The sequence below is a fragment of the Sediminibacterium goheungense genome, from assembly GCF_004361915.1.
GTDB classification, from domain to species: domain Bacteria; phylum Bacteroidota; class Bacteroidia; order Chitinophagales; family Chitinophagaceae; genus Sediminibacterium; species Sediminibacterium goheungense.
Window position 1 is genome coordinate 1,541,696 of sequence record NZ_SNWP01000010.1, and the last position, 22,678, is coordinate 1,564,373.

Below are 22,678 nucleotides of genomic sequence, written 5' to 3' on the forward strand. Positions count from 1 at the left end.
TATGAATCCATATATCGCTGCGGAACAACCTTGTATCATTCTTGTCTTGGTTATAGGATATTGAGAAAAGATGATACAAGGTTGTTTCGCAGCATTTTTATTGTACAATAAGTTTACCTGTTATTTCTCTTTGATTGGTTTGTGTAATGGTATAAAAATAAATACCTTTTTGCAGCAATGGCATCTGCAGTTGGTTGCTGGCTCCTGTTAGGGCGGCTTTCATCTGCAAACGTCCAAACAAATCATAAAGCCTGAAAGTTTTGTTATCCGGATCTTCTGTAAGTACCTGTATAGACCTGCCGGGTTGCACCGGATTTGGGAAAACATAATAAGGTTGGTTCCCGAAATGAATCACCTGTGCTGGTTGGGTGTAATAGGAAATGCCATTGCTTAGTACAATTTTCGAACGGTATATATTCAATCCATTATTTGCAGATGCAGTAATGGTAAATTGTGTATTTACAACAGGGGTAATTTCCTGGATGGCAGTATACCCGTTTTGTGTAAGTTTTTCAACTATAATTTTTGCTACCTGATAGGTGGTACCCAGTTGCAGCGTAAGCCTCGCCATATTGGTACCGAACGGATCGGCAATAAAGCTACTGATGTAACAACCTGTTTGCTGTGTGGTATAGTTAAAGGTGTAAGATTTTTGTGCTTCTGCTCCATTGGTTAAAACCGGGGCTACTGTAAAATAGCGGTTGGTATTGTTTTGTTTGTATTGTATAAGTGCCGTATCACTAATAGTAATCAAGGGTTGCAGGTATTGATCGCCCAATGTATACACACGATACTGGCTCACATTTGCCTTTTGCCAGTAAATTAAAAATGAATCTAGACAGTTAAACCCAGTATTGATAGGCAGCGGCATTGATATGGTAACTGTATCACTTAGCCAGTCACGCAGTGGCATTTGTAATCGAAATTGAATAACTGCCATGGTATCGGGTGGCTGCCAGGCATAACTATTTTTACTAAGGTCAACAGCATTGGCCAGTGTTTGCCATATGCCATTATTTAACCGGTATAATAAGGTGGCTGTATCTGTTATGGTTGTATGCCATCTTATTAGATTCTTCCGCTTTGGCTCAAGGTGATCTCCTTTTACCGGGTAGCTGAATTGAAAATGCTGTAAGGTATCGTATTGCCAGGCGATTGCGTATGGCTGTTTTCCTGTAGCTACCTGATGGGCTTTTATTCTTAGTTGGTATTCTCCTGCAACCGGCAGATCAATCGTAACCTGTTCATTGTTGTTCAGCGAATCTTTTTTTCTGATAGCCAACTGCTGCAGGGAGTCTTTTTGTGTGTATGCATTTAACACCCAGGGCAACCAACTTGTTGAAGTAGTTGTGTGAACAACTGTAAGATCAAGATCATTGATGAGCGCTTTATAGGTATTTGCCTGTGCAGCGGGATCAATCCAGCTCAGGGTAACTTTCAACTGTTTTGTATTTGCCGGTATGTTGATGCGATGTATTTTTTCTTCCTGGTTGTTTACAGAATCAACCACAATTCTCCCATCGATAATATTCTGTATGGCCGATTTTGCATTTACACTACCGTAGCCTGAAACAAAATCAATATTTTTTGGTCCTGTATCATCTGCAGTATTAAGTAATACAGCGCGTACAATATCAGATGTTGGTATAGTTCCGTTCTGTTTTTGCCAGGCTTGCTGAAGTAGTATAGCAGTACCCGATACAATGGCTGCAGCACCCGATGTACCATCTTCTCCCAGTGCTACCAGTTCAGGTTTTACCCTGCCATCATAAGCAGGGCCGCGGGAACTCAATAGTGGCGTATTACCCAATGAATCCATAGCACCAACAGCTATACTATTCTTCGACATTTTAAAACTACCGGAAAGATTCGCAAAGCCCGGTATACCTGCATAGTTACCGGAAGAAGATGTTTGCGTACCCAGATTACCCGCTGAAAAAATATGTAATAGTGTTTTCTGCTGGTTTTGCTGTGCATCATAAGCTGCTGCATCGGCACCGTAATAATTTTCTATCCCTGTTCCATAAGAATGATTCTGTACCGTAACCTGTAAATTGTTTAATACGGTATTTGCATCCGGTAAAAGATTACTAAAACTGGTAGAGGTAATGCCTGCAGCCCATGCCATTCCTTTTCCTGTATAAAAGCTATTTCCTGCACCGGCTGCAATGGTTGCCATGGTAGTAGCATGTGTTTCCATAAGACCTGATGCAATGGGCGATGAAATATATCTTCCTTTGAAATCGATATCAGTTGTATCCATTTTATTTTCCTTTACAGCCAGTCTGAATCCTTTCCCATTTATATCCGGCCATAAACGATGTGCGAGATTACCTTTATTGGCAGACAGGTCAAAGCCTGTGAGCTCACGTTCTGTATAGGGTACTCTTACCCTGTCAATAAATAAAACGTCCTTTCTGTTTAGAACAGCTTGTTCTATATACCGCCAGGATGTTTTTACCTGTAGGGTTTTCTGATTGTCTGCAATACTTTCTATCTGAATTAGTGGATCATTATTCAGTGAACTGATGAATGCGTATGTATTTTCCAGCTCAATTATCCAACTCTGTATTTTTTCCTTTTGATTTTTTTCTGCGGGAATAAAAAAATTTAGAGGGAACTTCCATGCGTTGTTAACACTGAAGAGGTTGCCATATTGTTTGAAATGACTAAAAGTAGCCTGATCTGATACTCTTATTATAGCGATGGTATCCGCAAGTTTCCGCAACACTTCACTATGTGCAGGCAATTTCCCGACAAATAAAAAATCTGGATTTTGTTTATCGAAACCATTTGCATTTCTACTTAAAAAATGAACAAACTGAAGAGGGTATGCTGATGTTTTGTTCTGTGCATCTGCACAAAACGATAAGCATATACAGCAGAACAGCAGTAATCTCATGTACATAGGAAACCGGAATAAATAAAGATAAGGAAATCATTTTTCCGATGGCCTGCGTATGTACTATGGAATTGTTCTGACTGTTTTTGAGAGATGTTGAGTTTTATTGCGGTTTTGCAACAGCGTTGCTCAAATTGAGTTTTGTCTGATTCCTACATTTCTTATATTCATTTAGAGAAATCCAAATTCACTGTAAACCATTTTTAAAATCCAAACTAAAACACATGAGAAAAAACATGCGCCTTTCTTTGGCTGCCATCGCATTTTTGATGGCTGCCGTTTCCTGTACTAAAACAGCTGCACCTGAGCAGGAAATCAAACAAGAGATTTCACAGGATGTAATCAACAGTGTGAAAGCACTGGGCTTTTCTACCAGCAATATTATTGCCGATGAAGGTGGTTATATTGTTGAGGGTGATATTTTTATTCCCGCAAACGAGTTAAACCGTTCTCTGAATGGTGCTTTTTTGCGCGTAGGTGATGTTGAACAGTATCGCACCACCAATCTGGTAACCGGATTACCCAGAACCATTACAGTTGCTTTATCAAGCAGAATCAGTGCTTCTGTTTACGGGCCTGTACTTGACGAAGTGGTGCGTAGGTATAACGCAGAAAATCTTCAGATCAGACTTCAGCGTGTAAGCTCCGGTGCGAATATTACTTTTGACCGTGCGAGTGGAAGTTATCTGGCTTCTGCAGGCTTTCCAACATCAAGTGGCAACCCTTATAACCTCGTGAAGGTAAACACCAATGCAATTGGTTCTGGTACTTCCACTACTTTCATTAATTACGCTGCCACCATATTTGCACATGAACTCGGACATTGTATTGGTTTCCGTCATACCGACTATATGAACCGTGCTTATAGTTGTGGTGGTACCGCTACCAATGAAGGTGCTTCAACAGTAGGCGCTATTCTTATACCGGGTACACCCAGCGGACCCGATCCTAATTCATGGATGCTGGCCTGTATTGGCACCAATGTGAATCGTCCTTTTAATGCCAATGACAGAGTAGCCCTGAATTATTTATATTAATTAATACCTGAATCAAAAAATGGTTTACAGCAAAAGGGCTCCCGATACCGGGAGCCCTTATCATTTATCGTGGCTATTGAGTTAGTCGATGGGTTCTTTATCTTTTTTTCGGCTATTTCTTCCTACAGCGTAATGCGGTTTTAACTCCTTATAAATCTGGTTAAACTGTTCACTACCCGATAAAGCTGCATTTTTTGAATTATGAAAATAAGCACGTGTTTGCTTAAGTATTTCGTTACCCAATAACAGTTTTGCATCTTCCATTTTTGTCTTCACTTCTTCCAGTTCACTGATCAATTCATTGTATTGTTTATAGAGCTGTATATAATTATTGCAGGTATTCACATCTACATATGAAGGAACCGTAGCAGGATTCTTTCGCATGTACAGTACCGCTTTTTCAACAAAATCTTTTTTCTTATCGTTCAGCTTGAACATACTCCTTCGCTCCGTAGGTTTTAACTTGATATTCTGGGGTAGCATATTTCTCAGTGCAGCAATATGCTGTCTGAACGACATGAGTTCCGATCCTACAAAGCTTCTGAAAGAGGCCATAACAGGTTATTTAGCATTATAACGCTGTTGTGAAATAGAAAATTGCTTATTCAAAATAATTTAATCAGGCTTTTCGGTTAATCAGATAGGCGCCACCGATAAGCATGGCAACCCCCAGTATTTTTTGCCAGTTAATTGGGCTTTGCCTGAAACCAAATAGCCCGAAATGATCAAAAAGCAGGGCAAAAAGTAGTTGCCCGGCAATTACGAGGGCAAATACATTTGCAGAGCCAATCTGCTGAACAGAATAGATAATCACCGTTACAAAAAAAGCACCCAGCAAACCACCACTAAATTTATACCATTCTATCTGTTGCAATTGTTGTGCATTTGGTAAAGGCTGCCGGGTTAACCCAATTACCAGCGCCAGTGCAATGGTTCCTACGAGGAAAGAAATGAAAGCAGCTACCCACTGGTTATTCACAGCTACTTTTAGCTGACTATTTACACCAGCTTGTGTGGTGATGGTTAAACCCGCCATCAGGGGCAGGATATACACAAGGTATTTCATCGGTAATCAGTTATCAGGATGGTTTTCGGTTGGGTCTTGGCGAACCATTTCTTCTGTTGCCCCCAGACCTGCGATTTTGAGAACCTGAACGTGGGGCTCTTGGTGAATAAGCCGGTGTAGGACCAAATTCTTCCGGTACATTTCCTTTGGGAACGGGCTCGCCGAGCAGTGCCTCAATAGCCCCCATTTTATTCTGTTCCTTTTCACCTACCAATGTAAAAGCTGTTCCGGTACTGGCTGCCCGCGCAGTTCTACCAATACGGTGAACATAGTCTTCACCATCATTGGGCACATCATAATTAATAACAAGGTCAATATCTTCTATATCAATACCTCTGCTAAGGATATCTGTGGCTACCAGAATATTCAGTTTTTTATTCCTGAAATCCTGTAATACCTGTTCTCGTTTTTGTTGTTCAAGATCTGAATGAATTTCTTCTGCAGATAGTTTTGCACGCTTTAATTCGGCGGTAAGCTGTTTTACATTTTGTTTCTTGGAGCAGAAAACAATTACATTATTGTATTGCTTACTGCTCAGCATATCTTTTATAATCGGCACTTTCTGTGCTTCGTATACGATAAAGGCTTTCTGAACAATTTTCTCTGGTGGTTTAGAAATAGCGATATTGATTTCAACCGGTTCATGCAGAATTTTCCTTGCCAGTTCTCTCATTTTCTGTGGCATGGTTGCGGAGAAAAGCAGGTTCTGTCTTTCTTTGGGAAGAAAGGAAATGATACGCATGATGTCATCATTGAAACCCATATCGAGCATACGGTCTGCCTCATCCAATACCAGGTATTTCAACCCTTTCAGTTTCACATAACCCATATTCAAATGCGCAATCATTCTACCGGGTGTACAAACCACGATGTCTACACCCTGCGTTAGTGCCTTTTTCTCATTATTGAATGAATTGCCATCACCACCACCATATACGGCTATAGAACTTACATCTGTAAAATAGGATAAACCCTCAAGCCCCTCTGCAATCTGTATAGCCAGTTCACGGGTAGGCACAATAATCATGGCATTGATATCATGAACAGCATGTGATTCTGTAAGTAAGCGATGAATGAGTGGTAACAGAAAGGCAGCTGTTTTGCCGGTACCTGTCTGAGCAGAAGCGATGATGTCTTTTCCTTCTAAAATGGGAACCATTACCTGCTGCTGCACCGGTGTGGCAGTTTCGTATCCCATTGCATCTATGCCGTCGAGTATTCTTTGATCGAGTCCTAAATCTGTAAACTTCAAAATGGTTAATTATTATTTGATCGTTCAGTAAAGATACTACGAAAAAAATTGATCCCGACATACATCTATCTGAAGAGAATACGGCAGCGCCCTATTCTCTTTTCTTTACCGGGTGTTCTAGAAAGGAAAACAGGGAGCTGCAGATGGGTATCAAATAACAACAGAACTATCTTATAAACGAACTTTGATGCCACCATTGGCCACAAAACCATCCACGGGTGCATAGATATCTTTAAATACAGGGTTATTCACCGAACCGGTATACAAGGGCCCGAATTTTGTTTGGCGGGTATCACTAAAATTTTCAAGATTGATAAACAGAGAAAAATGCTCCCAGGATCTTTCTGCCATCAACCCGAATATCCAGTAAGATTTTCCTTTTGTTCCATCATTTAACTGTTGCGGACTGAAGAAATAAGCTTCCAGTCCGATCTTTAGCTTTTCTTCTTTTTCATACATCAGTACATTGTTCAATCTGTGGCGTGCCGTCAGGGGAAACCATGTTTTGCTATTGCTATAGTGTGTATTTACATCTGCATAGGTGTACCCGATAAATAATTTAAGATCGTTATAGCTGAATCGAAGATTGGTTTCCATTCCTTTTGTGTCGATATAACCCGCTGCATTCTGAAATTGCTGGTCGCCTGTTCCGGTTGTAGTAAGTACCAATGGCCGGTTGAGTTTGGTATAGAAAAACAGTTGGTTAACTGTAAGTCCGAGTTCGCCGATCTGTGTGCGGTAATTAATATCAAAATTTACTCCTTTCGATCTTTCATTCTGTGTATTCGATTCATTGATCGGCAACATACGCTGAAACTGATTTTTTTCCGATTCTTCATTAAATACAGTAGGTGTTTTATACCCTGCACCGGCCCCTAATCTCAATGTTAAACGCTCTGTCGGTTTCAACATCATCGATATTCTTGGGAGCCATTCAAAACCATATTGTTTAACATAGTCGCCCCTCAAACCGGTTTCTATAGCTAGTTGAGAAAATGGTTTCCAGCTGTTTTGTACAAAAACACCCAGGGTATTGTATGCATAATTGCGTAGTATATTGCTGCTCTGTTTATCTTCTGTAAATTTATCTGTTAGCAGATTGGCTCCTACTATCCAGTCTGCTTTTTCTGATCCGGCATTATAGGTTGCTTCCGAAAAAGTTGATTGCTGCAATCCCTTAAATGCATATCCGGGTATCTGAATAGAGCGGTTAAAGCGGGTATAACTATTTTTAAAAGTGTACCGCTTCGTTTCACTAAGTTTATGAGTTATGAGTGCCTGCGTTGTAAATCGATCTGTATGATTCTGTTCAAAATAACCAGCTGATCCGTTTTTTATATAATCAATACTTCCGCCGGTTCTGGCTTCAGTGATATAGCTGAACCCAATATTAGCGGTTGTTTTTTCTCCATAAAGAAATAACCTTGGGTTGATAGTGTACCGTTCAAATTTGGGAATAGCTGTAAAGCCCAAGTTTGAAGGATCATAAGCCAAAGCTGTATTACGGGAACCATATACCGTTGTGCCCCATTTCTCAAATCGCTGGCTATAAAAGCCACTAAGGTCAAGACCACCAGCACTTGTTCCGTTGGCCATAAAATTCAGTTCTCTTTGCTCTCCCGGTGTTTTAGATACCAGATTTACAAGACCTGCAATAGCACCTGCACCATACAAAGTAGATGCAGAACCTTTGATTACTTCAATTTGTTTTAAATCGAGGGGTGCTATCTGCATTAAACTTAGTCCGCCCGAGAAGCCGCCATATAAAGGAAAACCATCTCTGAGTACCTGTGTATACCTGCCATCAAGCCCCTGTATACGAATGCTTGAATTATAGGAAGTGGCAGATGTTTGTTGTGTTTGTATTCCGGTACTTTCATTCAGTAACATCCGTATATCACCTGGTTTCATGTTCCCTTTTTCAGTAAGTTCTTCTCCGGATATGGTTTCAACCCGGGTAGGAATATCACTGATAGTTCTACTCATTCTTGTGGCTGTTACAATCACTTCTTCTTCATGTTCCTCTGCTTCTTCCATCAAAACAATGATTTCATTGTCTTTATCCTGTGGTATAGCTAATTTAATTTCCTGTTCTTTCATGCCCACATACGAAAGCTTTAACAGGTAATTACCTTGTGGTATATTGACAAATAGCAGGCTACCCGAACTATCTGCCATTATGGTTTTTTTCAAGGCTGTAATAGTAGCAGTTGCGCCTTTAAGTGGTGCATTATCGTGTTTATCTTTTACTGATAATTTAATGGTATGCTGTGCAGATATAGCTGTACCTAATAGTAACAGCATACACAATGAAAGTATATGTTTCATGATTCTTGTATAGTTAAATGAAAAAAACGTCTTATTAACTATACAGTTTTCGGAGGCTCTAATAAACGTGCTGTATAAGAGCATGAATACCGATTGGTATTTCTTTCATGGTATATTGTTACCAACGCTGGTATAAATGTAATTTCAGAGAGGGTATTGAATTGGGTGAATCCGTTACAATAGCCACAGGTTACAAATGGTGAGCAATTGTCATCTGTACTTTCGTCATCCGCATGTGCTGTCATTTCTACAGTTACCTCATTACACTGATCGCTGGCACAGCAGGGAGTAAATGCCGCTGCTAATGTGATGAGTAGTAATATAAATGCAAAAAATTTCTTCATGTATCTGTCACGGATTATCAGATAGTATTACCTGTTCCGTATTTCATATAGCAAATGACCGGATTTTTCCTTTAGCCCTGTTTACAATTTTTCGTAGAGTTTTCTCAATTTTTCCCTCGTCATAATTTTTTCCCAGTCTTTACCGAGAGCATTTTCCCAGAGTGGTTTCATGCCAAGCGATACATTGATCATGGTATCAAACTGTTCATCGGTTAATCCTTTACAGATACCTTCCGGAATTTCGATCTTGTTTTTCTCTACCATGTATTTAAACTCCTTTACACCAGCCGGATAATATTCTTCGAGGTAATTCATCACAATACAGTTACCAATACCATGTTTGGTACCGAGCAGGTAACTGAGGCCATAGCTTACCGCATGCGCTACGCCTACCTGCGAATAGGCAATACTCATACCACCTGCATAAGATGCCATCATTAATTGGTCATCGCTTTCATCATCCCAATAATCCTTGTCCACAAATACTTTCTGGCAGAGCTGGAGGGCTTTTTCGCCATAGCTTTTACTGAATTCATTCAAATAGGTTCCTTCGAGGCTTTCAATACAGTGTATATAACAGTCCATACCAGTATAAAAGCGTTGGTTCACCGGCGCATCTTTGGTAAGTTCCGGATCTAATACAATCTGATCGAATGGTGTAAAATCACTGTTCATACCCAGTTTTCTGGTAGGGCCCGTAAGTACCGTCGTTCGGCTTACCTCAGCACCTGTTCCACTAAGGGTGGGTATACCGGCTTTGTAAACACCGGGTTGTTTTACAAGATCCCAGCCCTGATAGTCGGCAGAAGAGCCGGGATTATTCATCATGAGCGATACCGCTTTGGCCAGATCCATGGTTGATCCACCACCGATACCAATTACACCACTAACAGTTCCAAACTTTTCTTTAAGGCTGTTGGCCAATGCATCTACCTGCGTGGTTTTGGGCTCGTAGGTAACATCGGCAAAAATGATTTCATCTTTACCTCGCAACGGAACTCTTTCTGCCAGTGGTTTTCCCTGAAAAAAATGGTCTACCAGAAAGATCATCGGGGCATCTGCTTTTCTTCTGGGTGCCAGTATCTCATCCAACTGATTAAAGGCACCCCGGCCAAATACCACATAATCGACCATCTTAAAATTCCGGAAACTCATGATTGGTGTTTTTAATAAAGAATACTGCAAACATACTTAGAAGGATTAACTTCTGAAAAATCATTAGCCATTAAGAATAATTGAAGCATTATCAACTTTTTACTGTTTTGCGAAATATGGATTTTTTTCTCTCTTTTAGGGGGATTGATGTATTTTACTGTTTTAAAGCGCTTCTGTTTTAGTCATGATAACCTGCCTTCAACAATTTATTGCCGGACAGTTCCTGAAAGGGTCTATTGGTAAAGATTTTCTAACTTTTATGAGTCCGGAGAATCTTCTGATAGGCGTTCAGATCATGGCAGTAGGTATTACGCTGGCTGTCATCCTTATTTATGCCCAGTTGCTGGCTAAAAAGAGGATGCATTTTTATACCCAGCGCATACAGAATAATATTGAAGTTTGGATCAGTCATATCATCCTGGAAGAGTCTGTTGAAGGTATTGATATCCCTAAAAAATTCTACCGCCTGCTTGAAGATCCGAAGGCAAGACAAATTGCCATTGATGAACTTACCAATTGTAAAAAGAATTTTTCAGGTATTGTAGCAGAAAATATAGTAGCCCTATATAATAAACTGGGGCTTCGGGATGATTCGTTATCAAAGATCAAGAATACACGAAAATGGGAAGTTCAGGCAAGAGGTATCCAGGAACTCTATCTGATGGACCAAAAAAACCTGCTCACCAAAATTTATCGGGAAACCAACAGTAAAAATGAATTTGTTCGTTCAGAGGCACAGATTGCGATTATTTATATGACAGGTTTTAATGGTTTACGTTTTTTGGATGTAATCTCTTACCCGCTAACACTCTGGCAGCAAATTAAATTACTGGAACAGTTGCGGTTGTTTGGTAAAAAAGAAGATTTATCTGACCGAATACCTAATTGGCTAGAATCAAAAAATGAAACCGTAGTTATATTCGCTTTACGACTTGCAGCAGAATATCAGCAGTTTGCAGTTATAGATGCCATCAGGGGTTGTTTGGTACATCCTTCATCAGCTGTAAGAACAAGAGCCATTAAAACACTGATTGTTTTGGCTGACGAAAAAACAGCTTTTACTTTAACAGGTTATTTCGCAAAAGAAAATTTTGAAAATCAGGTCCATATTCTCGACAGCCTTTTGTCTTTTGCCACGGATGAGCAACACGCATTTCTGGAAAAATTATTGGATGCTCCCGACAATATTATTAAACTAAAAGCCGCTATGGTACTCGCAAATAATTGTACTGATGGTTTAAGTACCATAGAAAAAAGAGCATTGGTTGAGCCCGAACCTTTTGAAAGAATACTCAGGCATGTTAAATCTGTAAAATGAACTGGAATATTTTAGTAGATATACTTTTTGATATACTTACTTATGGAATTTTTATTTATTCCACTTTACTCCTTTTATCATACATAGCCATTGCTGTTTTTTCGATCGGTGAAACACGTAAATATCTTAAGAAAAATAGTTTTACCGACTACCGCATGCTGGCATCATCTGTTCATGCACCATCTGTAACCATTCTCGCACCGGCATATAACGAGGGTATGACCATCGTTGAGAATATCCGGTCTCTACTTTCTATTTATTATGTAAACCTTGAGCTGATTGTTATTAATGATGGTAGTAAGGATGACTGTCTGCAAAAAATGATTACAGCATATGATCTCGAAAAAATTGACTACTTCGTTGATTACAAAATTAAAACCAAAGAAGTAAGGGGTGTATATAAGAGCCGTAATCCTATTTACCATAAACTACTGGTAGTAGATAAAGTAAATGGAGGTAAAGCCGATGCTTTGAATGTAGGCATCAATATTGCTTCCAATAAATACCTTGTTTGTATTGACGTAGATTGTATTCTTGAACAGGATGCACTCCTGAAAATGATCAAACCTTTTCTTGAACAGACAGATGAAAAAGTTATTGCCTCCGGTGGCGTGGTTCGTATTGCCAATTCATGCGTAATTGAAGATGGTAAACTGGTAAAAGTGAAACTGGCTTCTGAGTATTTACCAAGGATGCAGATATTGGAGTATATCCGTGCATTCATACTGGGAAGAATGGCCTGGAGCAGACTGAACGGTCTTATGCTGATATCCGGTGCTTTTGGTGCTTTCGATAAAGAAATCGCCATTAAATGCGGCGGGTATGATCATAATACCGTTGGAGAAGATATGGAGCTGGTGGTGAGAATGCGGCGTTATATGGAGGAAAGAAATGAAAAGTACCGGGTAACTTATATACCTGATCCGCTTTGCTGGACAGAAGCACCCAATTCATTTAATATTCTTGGCCGTCAGAGAAACCGCTGGACCCGTGGAACCATTGAAACGCTGAAGTTTCATAAGAAAATGTTTTTCAATCCTAAGTATGGCCTACTCGGTATGCTGAGTTACCCTTATTGGTTTTTCTTTGAAATGTGCGCACCGGTCATTGAATTCTTTGGATTTGTATGCTTTTTCATTTTTGCTGCATTTGGTTTGCTTGATTGGGGATTCTTTTTCGCCTATCTGCTTTTTATTATTTCTTTCGGCTATCTCTATTCCGCTTTCGCCATTTTAATGGAAGTGATTACCTACAACCAATACAAGCGGCGAACGGATATCCTGATTCTATTGTTAACCGCTTTAACAGAACCCTTTTACTTCCATCCATTTGTGGTTTGGAGTGCCATCAAAGGTTATATTGATTATTTCAGAAAGAAAAAAGCCTGGGGTGAAATGACCCGACAGGGTTTTACACAGAAAGCAACTACCAATACACCCGTACCTATTGTTGAGGCACCGGCCTTGGTTGTACCAGAACCAGTAATAGCAGTAACTGAGGCCACAACAGAAGAACCTGTTATAGCAGTAAAAGAATCTTTTTATAAAAGAAAAGTGGCTCCATTTTTATCAAAAATACCCGATGTGTTATTTGAATCGTTCAGGTATTATATAGGTCATATGCTCGTGCTTTTATTATTACTATTTGTTGCACGTGGTATTGAACTGGGTATTGACTATTCTGAACATGGGAAACCAGCGCAACTTGATAAAATCATATTATACGGTCTTGCAAAAGATATAGCTTTTGCTACACTTATTACCCTGTGGGGCTATATACCTTTTACCCTTCTTTTTATCATCGGAAGAAAAACAGCTCATATCAGCTTTATCATTTTTGGTACACTACTCACGTTGGTACAGATTGCCTTATCAAAGTATTTTGTTACATCACTGGTTCCATTAGGTGCAGATTTATGGTCCTATTCCTGGGCAGATATACAACAAACTGTTGGTGCTTCCGGAGGATTGAATATTGTCACCATTGCATTACTCGTGGTAACAACCTGTATTTTTGCAATTTCGCTTCGTAAACTGCCACATTTATTACTCCCCAATGATGGACTAGTTGTATTTTTTATATTGATGGTTGTAACAGGCGGTATCCGTAACCTTTCCAGAGTTACAGATAACATGCTACCCGGTAATGAATACAGTAATAATCTATCGCTAAATAAATCGTATTTCTTTTACAAAGCCTCTTATGATCAATTCTTCCCGACAACTATAGAAGATGATATCTATAAAGACGAGTATGTACCAGATAATATGCTGGTAGAAGATGTAGAAGTTGATCCGAAAAATTTTCCATTCTTACACAGAATAGATAGTACTAAGAATGTCTTATCTCCCTTTTTTGTAAAGGCAGATTCTACACCGCCTAATTTTGTAATCATTCTGGTAGAAGGTTTGGGACGAGCATTCAGCAACCAAAATGCCTATCTCGGTAGTTTTACCCCTTTTCTTGACTCTTTATCAACACAAAGTCTTTATTGGGAAAACTTCTTAAGTACCAGTGGTAGAACCTTTAGTGTATTACCCTCCGTACTCGGGTCATTGCCGTTCGGGAATACGGGCTTTACTGAATTGGGAGATCAGATGCCAGAGCATATTTCACTTGTTAGTCTGCTAAAACGCAACAATTACAAAACCTCTTTTTACTATGGAGGTGATGCTTCTTTTGATAATATGGCTGTTTTTCTTAGGAAAACAGGTATCGATAAAGTGTACGATGAAGAAAATTTCCCATCATCCGGTGGTTATTTTAAACTTCCTGCCTCCGCTTCTGGTTTTAGTTGGGGTTATGATGATGCTTCCGTATTCAAATATGCACTTACAGATACAGATACACTATCCCCTTCATTAAAAGTGCTGCTTACTGTTGCAACACATAGTCCATTCCTTATTAATAATGCGAGTACATATCTGAATTTTTTTGAAAAAAGAATGGAGGACTTAAAATTTTCAGAAGCGCAGAAAAAAACCTATCGAAACTATAGTAAACAATATGCCAGCATCCTGTATACCGATCAGGCAATAAAGGAATTTATTAATAATTATCGCAGGAGAAGTGATTTTAAGAATACCGTCTTCATCATTACAGGTGATCATAGAATGCCCGAAATACCTATGAGTACTAAAATCGACAGGTATCATGTTCCATTACTTATTTATTCTCCATTGCTTGCCAAAAAACAAAAGTTTTCTTCTGTATCCAGTCATTTTGATATTACCCCTACACTTACTGCTTGGCTTAAGTATAGTCATAAATTAAATATACCCGATATCAATGCGTGGTTAGGAACTGGTATAGATACGGCTGTAAGGTTTAGGAATATCCATACGATTGCACTGAAACAAACCAAACCTGAATTGATCGATTTTGTACGCGGAGATTATATGCTGAATGGCGATGCGGTATTTAAAATTATGCCCAATATGGATCTGGAGCCTGACAATACGCCTGAAAAAAAATTCTCCCTGAAGTCTGCTTTTAATAAATTCAAAAAGAATAACCAGGATTTTGTAACCAATGGCAAATTGGTACCAGACAGCCTGTCAAAAAAATATGGTGGTCGCTAACCACTATTGTAAAGATGTATAATAGTCGTTTAAAATGGTAGTTACCAATGGTCTGTATAGTTTCCAGAAAAAACTTTTTCTTTCAAGTGGTTCACCAGAAGTGTACATCATCCATTTAAAAAAGCCTACCCATTTAAAATAAGAGGAGGTTAGTGTTACAGGGTTATCACAAAAATCGGCTGAAAAATAAAAAAAGCGATAGTCGTTTTCAGCCACATGTGCCGTTACTGCCGGAAACCGCATGGGTAAATTATATTTTGCCAGCTCATTGGCTCCGTTGCCGTTTGCATCAATTACAAATTCTGAAAGCACTTCATTTTTTATTGTATCGGCACTGATTACATCAAACCAGAAAGAGTATTTCATTTTATCTGGCATTCCATAATGTTCCCTGCCTTTTTTATTGGCATATATATGAGGAAGTTCGTTTGCAAGATGGGTTTCATTTTCCAGTATCACCACTTCTTCATTTGCTGCCTGAATAAATGCGATACCGCTTTTTGTAAAGGGCCATTTTCCGTTATGTGTACGTTTATAATTCCGGATCAGCCATGGTGGCAACTCTTTATTCACGGTGGTATCAAAAGATTCGAAATACCTGCCAATCCACCCAGACCAGGTAATATTGAACATTTCTTCGAACTCACGTCTGATGGCGGTATCGGTGGGTGAACCTATTGAATTAAATTCGGTGATAATAAGCTTCTTCTTTTCTTTCATTTTCCTGAGCAAGAAAATATCCTGTTTGCTCATGCCTCCGTATACAATTCCTGACCTGTCCTGACTATTTCCTACTTTATACCATTCGTTTTTAAAAACGCCATAGGCATCGGTTACATAAGTGGCTTTAATACGGTTACTGAGGTCGTTTAGTTGTGAAGTATCAAAACGTTCCAATCCTTTTAACTTATATTGTTCCTTTTCCATCGGAAAAAATCCGAAGTAATCAATATCAGGATTGTAGAGATCTGTTTTGTTCTTGGTAAATTTTTCCTGGTTTAATACCCAGTGAAGAGATATATGTTCCTGACCCGGATACTTGATAACAGTCTTATCGATGATGGCAATCAACATGGGTCTTTTAGGTGTAAAAAACCAGGCCAATAACATCCAGAATGGGAATAAGAAAATAGCAAGGGCGAGTAAGCCTCTCCATGATATGGATATACGTGCTTTATTTTCTAAAATCTTCTTAGCCATCCAATACTGAATTGATATTGATTACCGATGGTTTTTGGCAGGTATTCCTGATTAAACCAATTGGCATCGATGGTAAACACATTGAAGCGTGCTATTTTTTTCCGGAACATAGCTCCGGCTTTATAAGATATCAATTTTGTATTTCCGTTGATCTGTATGGCATTAAACCTATCATCAGGCGATATACCATATCCTGCATTAAAGCCTAACATATCATCGGCACTGGCATAATAATAACGTGCAGATATGTTGTAAGAAGATGATACCGTACTGGTAAATGTACTGGGTGTAATATAAGTTCTTGCACCAAATAGCCAGCTCTTATAATACTTTCCGATATAACCGGTATATACCCATGTAGGGTCGCCAGTGAATTTGAGGTAACGCACACCCAATTCCGCTTCATAACTTTTTGGCAGATTGGCGTACAATGAAAAGCCTCCTCTCCATTTTGGAAAAACACCTACCTGGTCTGAGTAACCCAATCCAACATATGTATAAAAAGTATTGGATATGCGGGGATACGCTTCTAATTCATATTGATAACCATCTGTTTTAAAACGGTTGGCATAGGTTACTCTTCCTATAATAGATCCAATACCCGTCGTACGCCCATAGTCAACGCTCACCAGATGCCAGGGGTCTGCAAACTGCTTATCAAAAGTGACAAAATCATAGCTTACGCCGATTTTATTTTTGGCAGCATTTTCTCTAATGCGATTCGCCAGTGCCCTGGCTTCTGTATTATTCTTATTGATCCTGATCAGATTCTGTACTGTTTTATCAGCATCCTGAAAACGGCGCATGGCATTCAATACACGGGCTTTTTTTAATAATAAGCCTTCCGATTTTGGGTGATAGGTAAGCCCTTCTTCTGATACTTTCAATGATTTGTCATAATCATCATTCCAGTAAGTCATATCGGCATATGCCATACAGGCATCTTCATAGCCTGGAGTTTGTTTCAGTACTTCTTCAAAACAAATACGGGCACTATCGTAGTTTTTGGACCAGGTATATATTCTGCCCAGGAAAACACGCAGGTCAGCATAATTGGGGCTTTTAGCTATGGCTTTATAGAGGTATCCCTTTGCCTTTGGATAATTGTCTTCATCGAAAGCTGCTTTTTTTGCTGCCTGTAATAAACCATCAGAACTGGAAGTGTCTATCTGCGATATAGCTTTTTCAGCCATGAATAACATCATAGTGAAACAGGCACATGTAAAGAGTGTTGGTAAGCGCATACTTACTTACTAGGTTATGTATAATCATTATCTGGCAGAACGGGCCATCAGTCTTTTAACGCGGATGGACAATTCATTCAGGCTAAATGGTTTCGTTATATAGTCATCAGCACCCAATTCAAAGGCTTCCATAACCACTTTTTCCTGCTCCATTGCTGAAAGTATAATGATGGGTATCGGCTTTTCCAGTTTTTGCTTCAAAAGGGCGGTTATTTCGAGTCCTGAAGCATAAGGCATCATAATATCTGAAATGACAAGATCGGGTGACAGCTCTTCAATTTTTGCGATGGCTTCTCTTCCATCATGTGTTGTGATCACCTCATAGCCTTCCTTCTTCAGTTTCAGCTCAATGGTTTTCAACAACATAGGTTCATCTTCTGCAACGAGGATTTTCATATTCAGTCTGGCTATTGTGGATATTGATTTTTAAAAGTACGGGTTTTCTTTTATCGACCCATGATCTGTTCCTTTTCCTCTGTTAATTGTTTCTGCATCTGGTCGAAAAGGCGGCTTACTTCACCTATTTTGTCCCTTATTCTATCGGTTTCCGTCCTTTCTCTGGCATTGGCTTCAATAGTTCCCAGTAATTCAGAAATGCGGGAAGCCTGCAACATGGCCAAAGCTCCTTTCAATTTATGGGCCAACTTATACATTTCATCATACTGGTCTGTATTTCCAAGGGCTATCAGTTCCCTTATCTGGTTAGGCGTGTTCTCCATAAATAAATTCAGTACATCCAGTAATGAGTCTTTATCATCTAATCCTTCCAGCAGGGATAGATCATACAGCTTTTCACCATTCATGTTGTCGGTGTTTTCGGTAATGGATTCTTTTCGTGTAGAAAGTAGTTTTACTAATCTTTTATAAAGGTGATTAAAATCGAAAGGTTTCAACATAAATTCATTCATACCTACCTGTTCCGATCTTTCCTGATCGCCCTTCAATGCTGTAGCCGTCATGGCAATAATTGGTGTTTGCAGCTTCAATACGGTTCGTATATATTCTGTTGCTTCATATCCATCCATTACGGGCATTTGAATATCCATAATGATCAAATCATAATTTGCATTTTTATTTTCCAGCAGATCAATGGCCATTCGGCCATTATGGGCAATATCAACTGTACCGCCTACTTTTTTCAATACATAGGATACCAGTTTCTGGTTTACCTCATTATCTTCTACTACCAGAAATTTTTTACCTTTCAGCAGCAGTGATTCGTCTTCCGGTTCCTGTGTTATTTCCTGCTCCAGTATATCATAAGGAATACTTACAGAAAATACAGAACCACCACCTGGTATATTTGCTACAGCAATACTTCCCTGCTGAATTTCAACCAAACCTTTACATATAGCCAGACCCAGACCGGCTCCGCCATAATTACGTGCAATATCCGGACCCGCCTGTGTGAATGCATCAAAAATGACCGTTGTCTTATCTTCCGGTATGCCAATACCTGTATCAGTTACTGTAAATAGAAAGTTTGCTTTACTACCTTCCTGATTTACCTGCTCTACTTTTATCCGCACTTCGCCGGATACTGTAAACTTCACTGCATTCCCGACGATATTGACCAGTATCTGATTAAGGCGGTAAGGATCTCCAATTATAGTTTCCGGTAAGGAAGGTTCACACTCAATAATCAATTGCAGCTCTTTTCTTGCCGCTTCATGTTCAAACTGTGCCCGGATATTATTCAGCACTTCTCTGATACTGAAACTTGTTTTATCAATCGTCAGACGGCCTGCTTTAATTTTTGAAAAATCAAGTATATCATTCACTATTACCAACAGGTTGTTTACAGAACGCTTAATCATACCTGTAAATTCTTTCTGCTGACTATTGAGTTCCGTTTGCAATAATAGATTGGTCATACCTTGTATACCGTTCATCGGTGTACGTATCTCATGACTCATATTCGCCAGAAACTGCTCCTGCAAATACTTGGCTTCTTCCGCATTTTTTCTGGCCTCAATTAACTTTTGCTGGTACAATACCCTGTCGGTGATGTCGGTAGCGATACCACCAATGCCAAATATTTTTCGGCGATGATCGATCAGTGGGAACTTAATCACCAGTAAATTCTTTCTTCCTTCAGTACCATATATCCATTCTTCTGCTTCAACAGGCTTTCTGGTACTGATTACCTCATCGTCCAGTCTTTTATAATGATCTGCCGCTTCTTTTTCACTGAAGTCATAATCGGTTTTATCAATCACCATTTCATCTGTTACACCCATCATTTCTTTAAACCTTCTGTTAACCATGATATAACGACCATCCAGATTTTTAATAAAGATGAGTGATGTGGTATTTTCCAGAATGGCCTCCAGTCTCAATTGGTTTTCTTTTGAACGCTGTTCAGCTTCTTTTAACTCGAGCTCAATTCTTTTCTTCTCTGTTATGTCTTTTACCATACACTGATACCCGAGTACCAGATCGTCTTTTATAAGTAGCTGTGCTGTTTGTTCCACCCATTTTTGCTGCCCGCTTTTTGTTCTGGTAATAAACTCAAGTGTAGTTGAGGGTATTCGTTGCTGAAATTGGTTGGTATAATGATTGAATACCTGTTGTAACCATGAGGGATGTAATAAAAATGAAAAATCTTTTCCGATCAGTTCTTCTACCGTGTAACCCGTAAGGTCTCCAACCTGTTTATTGGCAAAAGTTATGGTACCATTTTCATCTGTTGTGTACATTACCACACTGGCGTTTTCAATTATATTTCGGTACTTTTCATCGCTATATCCCACACTTTCTTCTGCTTTTTTACGCAATGCAAGGTCTCTGTTCAACTGTATAATCAGGATAAGTACTACAATGAATGCAATGATGCCTCCAATAAGAGAAGTATAACCAATACTAGATGAGCTTCGTTCATTTGCCGTTGCCCTTCTAATGAGCAGTCTTTCGCCTATAACTGTCATACTATCCAGTATCTTATAAATAGCCTGTGAGTATATGGCACCTTCACCCCGGTATTCCATCCTTTCCATGATCTCTTCATGGCTTTGTCTGCCTTCCAGAACAGCCTTTTGAAATTCGCTTTTATTATGAATCAGTTCCTTAACCGACGCTAACTGGTCGGTAGAGAAAGCTGTGTCATTTTTTATTCTTTCGGCCAGTTGTGTAAGGTAGAGCTGTGACTCTGCCTGAATTTTTACTATATATTGTTTCCAGGAAGTATCTTTTGAGAGAATATAGTTTCGTGTAGATGATTCAGCTCTGGCAACTGATGATTTTAACTGCGAAACTTCTTTCAGTATAGAATAGGTATGGTTTAGCCAGTAACTGGCTTTTGAAAGGTCTTTTTGCTGCTGGTATAATACCCCGCCCAAAAAAATCAATGTAAGAACAGAAAAGAAAAATAACCAGCGAACCCTTCCATACATTTTAGGTGTCTTGCTCTTTGGGAAATTGCTCATACTTCAATCAGTTATGGGTAAAGACCGGGGTATTGTAAAGATAGGTCTTGCCATTCACTGTTTCACTGATTTAAGGGCTTTTTCAGGTCAGCATTTTTTGTGCCCTTTCCAGATCTTCCGGTGTATCAATCTCCACACCCATATAATCTGTAACCACCATTTTTATGGGTACACCATATTCCAGATAGCGCAGACATTCAATTTTTTCTGCAGCTTCGAGTGGTGTCATAGGCCAGTTGGTGAAATTGAGTAATGCCTGTTTGCGGAATGCATATACACCAATATGTTCGTAATAAGTAATAGATGCATCTGTACTCCTCGGATAGGGTAATACACTCCTTGAAAACATCAGTGCATGGTAGTTTCTGTCAACCGCTACTTTTACATAATTGGGGTCCTCAATAAATTTTTTCTCTTTCAATACCTGCATCAGTGATGCTACCTGCACATTTCCCCCTTCTTCTCCTTCAAAAACCCGTAATAATTGTTGCAGCGGTTCTTTTTTTACAAAAGGTTCATCACCCTGTACATTTACCACCACATCAACATCCAGATCGGCTATGGCTTCTGCAATACGATCACTACCGCTTTCATGCGTTTTTTTACTCATGATAGCCCTGCCTCCATGCGTGATAATTTCCTGAAAAATAATATCGCTATCGGTTACCACATATACTTCATCAAACAAACCGGTTGCGAGGGTATTATCGTAGGTATGACGTATCACTGTTTTCGGACCAAGCGTTTGCATCAGCTTAGCCGGAAACCTGGTAGCTGCATATCGAGCAGGAATAAAAGCCGCAATTTTCATGAACCAATTTTAAGTAAAGATCGAAGTTCTTATGCAAAATCTAACGATCAAATGAACGCCATCCTAATAATCAGTTTTTACATTTCTATCAAAAGGTATTTTTAGCTGATAAGTAAGGCTTTCATCTGTGCTATCATCGAGCACATCAAGACCATAACGTAATTGCTCTACAGGTGTGTAATTGAATGTGCCGAATAGGCGATCCCAGATAGAAAAAATATTACCATAATTAGAATCCGTTTGCGGACGAACATAATGGTGATGCACTTTATGCATATCAGGTGAAACGATTACCCAACTGATCGCTCTATCCATCCATAAAGGCAGGCGGATATTTGCATGATTAAACTGTGAAAGTACCGCACTCATACTCTGGTACAACATTACCAGCCACATGGGTGCACCACATAATACAACACCAATGGTTGTAAATACAGCCCTGAATACACTTTCGCCAGGATGGTGCCTATTCGCAGTGGTCGTATCTACATGTGTATCTGCATGGTGTACCATATGAAACTTCCACATCCACTTCACTTTATGTTCAATAAAATGAATAAACCAGGCACCAACAAGATCAAGTAACAAAAGGCCAAGCAGCAGGAACCATATGGAACTGAGATTGATCCATTGCAGTAAGCCAAAACCTTTCGCCACTGCCCAGTCGCTCGATTGTACGATCAATAAAGCAAAAGCAAAATTGATGATGATGGTGGTAAAGGTGAAAAAAATATTAATTGATGCGTGTTTCCATTTATTATAACTGAACCGGAACAAAGGAATGGCACCTTCTATGATCCAGAAAAAAGTAATACCACCTGCAAGAATCAATGCCCGGTGCAAACTTGGAATCGTACTGAAATATTGAATGATTGAATCGATCATAATGGCTGGCAATTGTTACTTCAAGATAATTAAAATGTAGGGAAGTCGGAGAGTCCGAAAGTCGGAGAGTCCGGAAGAGGTTTGTATCATTTTGAACTTGCCGCGAAACGCCGGGGTAAAAAACCGCAGG

The 22,678-nt window shown here is 39.4% G+C and carries 16 protein-coding genes; 3 read left to right on the forward strand and 13 right to left on the reverse strand.

The window, feature by feature from the left end; genetic code table 11:
- Positions 1-97 precede the first annotated feature (97 nt).
- Positions 98-2,902 (reverse strand): S8 family peptidase, encoded by a 2,805-nt coding sequence (locus tag BC659_RS06580; RefSeq protein ID WP_162847367.1) that lies wholly within the window; start codon positions 2,900-2,902, stop codon positions 98-100.
- A gap of 224 nt (positions 2,903-3,126) precedes the next feature.
- Here BC659_RS06580 and BC659_RS06585 point away from each other — a divergent pair, with 224 nt between their 5' ends.
- Complete coding sequence (locus BC659_RS06585; protein ID WP_133473873.1) at positions 3,127-3,939, forward strand: M57 family metalloprotease; 813 nt, start codon at positions 3,127-3,129, stop codon at positions 3,937-3,939.
- Positions 3,940-4,020: 81 nt separating this feature from the next.
- Here BC659_RS06585 and BC659_RS06590 read toward each other — a convergent pair whose 3' ends face one another.
- The 6 genes from BC659_RS06590 to BC659_RS06615 form a co-directional block, all read right to left on the reverse strand.
- Positions 4,021-4,494: a hypothetical protein gene (locus BC659_RS06590; RefSeq protein ID WP_133473874.1), complete on the reverse strand. Its 474-nt coding sequence runs from the start codon at positions 4,492-4,494 to the stop codon at positions 4,021-4,023.
- A 64-nt stretch (positions 4,495-4,558) separates the two neighbouring features.
- Positions 4,559-5,005, reverse strand: a complete 447-nt coding sequence (locus BC659_RS06595) for a DMT family transporter (protein ID WP_133473875.1) — start codon at positions 5,003-5,005, stop codon at positions 4,559-4,561.
- Positions 5,006-5,018: 13 nt separating this feature from the next.
- The gene (locus BC659_RS06600; protein WP_133473876.1) at positions 5,019-6,257 is read right to left on the reverse strand and encodes a DEAD/DEAH box helicase; all 1,239 of its coding nucleotides are present in this window, start codon (positions 6,255-6,257) and stop codon (positions 5,019-5,021) included.
- Positions 6,258-6,428: 171 nt separating this feature from the next.
- Positions 6,429-8,585, reverse strand: a complete 2,157-nt coding sequence (locus tag BC659_RS06605) for a TonB-dependent receptor (RefSeq protein WP_211340712.1) — start codon at positions 8,583-8,585, stop codon at positions 6,429-6,431.
- A 38-nt stretch (positions 8,586-8,623) separates the two neighbouring features.
- Positions 8,624-8,929: a hypothetical protein gene (locus tag BC659_RS06610; RefSeq protein WP_133473877.1), complete on the reverse strand. Its 306-nt coding sequence runs from the start codon at positions 8,927-8,929 to the stop codon at positions 8,624-8,626.
- Between the two features lie 81 nt (positions 8,930-9,010).
- Complete coding sequence (locus BC659_RS06615; protein WP_133473878.1) at positions 9,011-10,084, reverse strand: iron-containing alcohol dehydrogenase family protein; 1,074 nt, start codon at positions 10,082-10,084, stop codon at positions 9,011-9,013.
- Positions 10,085-10,268: 184 nt separating this feature from the next.
- On the opposite strand from BC659_RS06615, the gene BC659_RS06620 reads away from it, so the two are divergent.
- Positions 10,269-11,402, forward strand: a complete 1,134-nt coding sequence (locus tag BC659_RS06620) for a HEAT repeat domain-containing protein (RefSeq protein ID WP_133473879.1) — start codon at positions 10,269-10,271, stop codon at positions 11,400-11,402.
- Positions 11,399-14,983 carry a sulfatase-like hydrolase/transferase gene (locus tag BC659_RS16830; RefSeq protein ID WP_162847368.1) on the forward strand — a complete coding sequence of 1,195 codons (3,585 nt, stop codon included), beginning with the start codon at positions 11,399-11,401 and terminating at the stop codon, positions 14,981-14,983. The genes BC659_RS06620 and BC659_RS16830 overlap by 4 nt, the downstream gene beginning before the upstream one ends.
- Before the next feature lie 3 nt (positions 14,984-14,986).
- On the opposite strand, the gene BC659_RS06630 is transcribed toward BC659_RS16830, so the two are convergent.
- From BC659_RS06630 to BC659_RS06655, 6 genes are all read right to left on the reverse strand, one after another.
- Positions 14,987-16,183, reverse strand: a complete 1,197-nt coding sequence (locus BC659_RS06630; RefSeq protein ID WP_133473880.1) for a hypothetical protein — start codon at positions 16,181-16,183, stop codon at positions 14,987-14,989.
- On the reverse strand, positions 16,165-17,427 hold the full coding sequence (locus tag BC659_RS06635) for a YaiO family outer membrane beta-barrel protein (RefSeq protein ID WP_133473881.1): 1,263 nt from the start codon (positions 17,425-17,427) through the stop codon (positions 16,165-16,167). Before BC659_RS06635 ends, BC659_RS06630 begins: the two co-directional genes overlap by 19 nt.
- Positions 17,428-17,454: 27 nt before the next feature.
- Positions 17,455-17,823, reverse strand: a complete 369-nt coding sequence (locus tag BC659_RS06640) for a response regulator transcription factor (RefSeq protein WP_133473882.1) — start codon at positions 17,821-17,823, stop codon at positions 17,455-17,457.
- A 50-nt stretch (positions 17,824-17,873) separates the two neighbouring features.
- Positions 17,874-20,852: a PAS domain S-box protein gene (locus BC659_RS06645; RefSeq protein ID WP_133473883.1), complete on the reverse strand. Its 2,979-nt coding sequence runs from the start codon at positions 20,850-20,852 to the stop codon at positions 17,874-17,876.
- Positions 20,853-20,934: 82 nt separating this feature from the next.
- Positions 20,935-21,663, reverse strand: coding sequence for a 3-deoxy-manno-octulosonate cytidylyltransferase (gene kdsB, locus BC659_RS06650; protein WP_133473884.1), 729 nt, complete (start codon positions 21,661-21,663; stop codon positions 20,935-20,937).
- Between the two features lie 63 nt (positions 21,664-21,726).
- A complete protein-coding gene (locus tag BC659_RS06655) occupies positions 21,727-22,548 on the reverse strand; it encodes a sterol desaturase family protein (RefSeq protein ID WP_211340713.1) in 822 nt (273 codons plus the stop codon).
- Between the last annotated feature and the right edge of the window lie 130 nt (positions 22,549-22,678).

Excerpts from the sequence above, each read along its gene's own strand:
- BC659_RS06630 (WP_133473880.1), bottom strand. The coding sequence starts at position 16,183 with ATGGCTAAGAAGATTTTAGAAAATAAAGCACGTATATCCATATCATGG.
- BC659_RS06620 (WP_133473879.1), top strand. The coding sequence starts at position 10,269 with ATGATAACCTGCCTTCAACAATTTATTGCCGGACAGTTCCTGAAAGGG.
- BC659_RS06580 (WP_162847367.1), bottom strand. The coding sequence starts at position 2,902 with ATGAGATTACTGCTGTTCTGCTGTATATGCTTATCGTTTTGTGCAGAT.
- BC659_RS06605 (WP_211340712.1), bottom strand. The coding sequence starts at position 8,585 with ATGAAACATATACTTTCATTGTGTATGCTGTTACTATTAGGTACAGCT.
- BC659_RS06590 (WP_133473874.1), bottom strand. The coding sequence starts at position 4,494 with ATGGCCTCTTTCAGAAGCTTTGTAGGATCGGAACTCATGTCGTTCAGA.
- BC659_RS06640 (WP_133473882.1), bottom strand. The coding sequence starts at position 17,823 with ATGAAAATCCTCGTTGCAGAAGATGAACCTATGTTGTTGAAAACCATT.
- BC659_RS06635 (WP_133473881.1), bottom strand. The coding sequence starts at position 17,427 with ATGCGCTTACCAACACTCTTTACATGTGCCTGTTTCACTATGATGTTA.
- BC659_RS06595 (WP_133473875.1), bottom strand. The coding sequence starts at position 5,005 with ATGAAATACCTTGTGTATATCCTGCCCCTGATGGCGGGTTTAACCATC.
- BC659_RS06610 (WP_133473877.1), bottom strand. The coding sequence starts at position 8,929 with ATGAAGAAATTTTTTGCATTTATATTACTACTCATCACATTAGCAGCG.
- BC659_RS06645 (WP_133473883.1), bottom strand. The coding sequence starts at position 20,852 with ATGAGCAATTTCCCAAAGAGCAAGACACCTAAAATGTATGGAAGGGTT.
- BC659_RS06655 (WP_211340713.1), bottom strand. The coding sequence starts at position 22,548 with ATGATCGATTCAATCATTCAATATTTCAGTACGATTCCAAGTTTGCAC.
- BC659_RS16830 (WP_162847368.1), top strand. The coding sequence starts at position 11,399 with ATGAACTGGAATATTTTAGTAGATATACTTTTTGATATACTTACTTAT.
- kdsB (WP_133473884.1), bottom strand. The coding sequence starts at position 21,663 with ATGAAAATTGCGGCTTTTATTCCTGCTCGATATGCAGCTACCAGGTTT.
- BC659_RS06585 (WP_133473873.1), top strand. The coding sequence starts at position 3,127 with ATGAGAAAAAACATGCGCCTTTCTTTGGCTGCCATCGCATTTTTGATG.
- BC659_RS06615 (WP_133473878.1), bottom strand. The coding sequence starts at position 10,084 with ATGAGTTTCCGGAATTTTAAGATGGTCGATTATGTGGTATTTGGCCGG.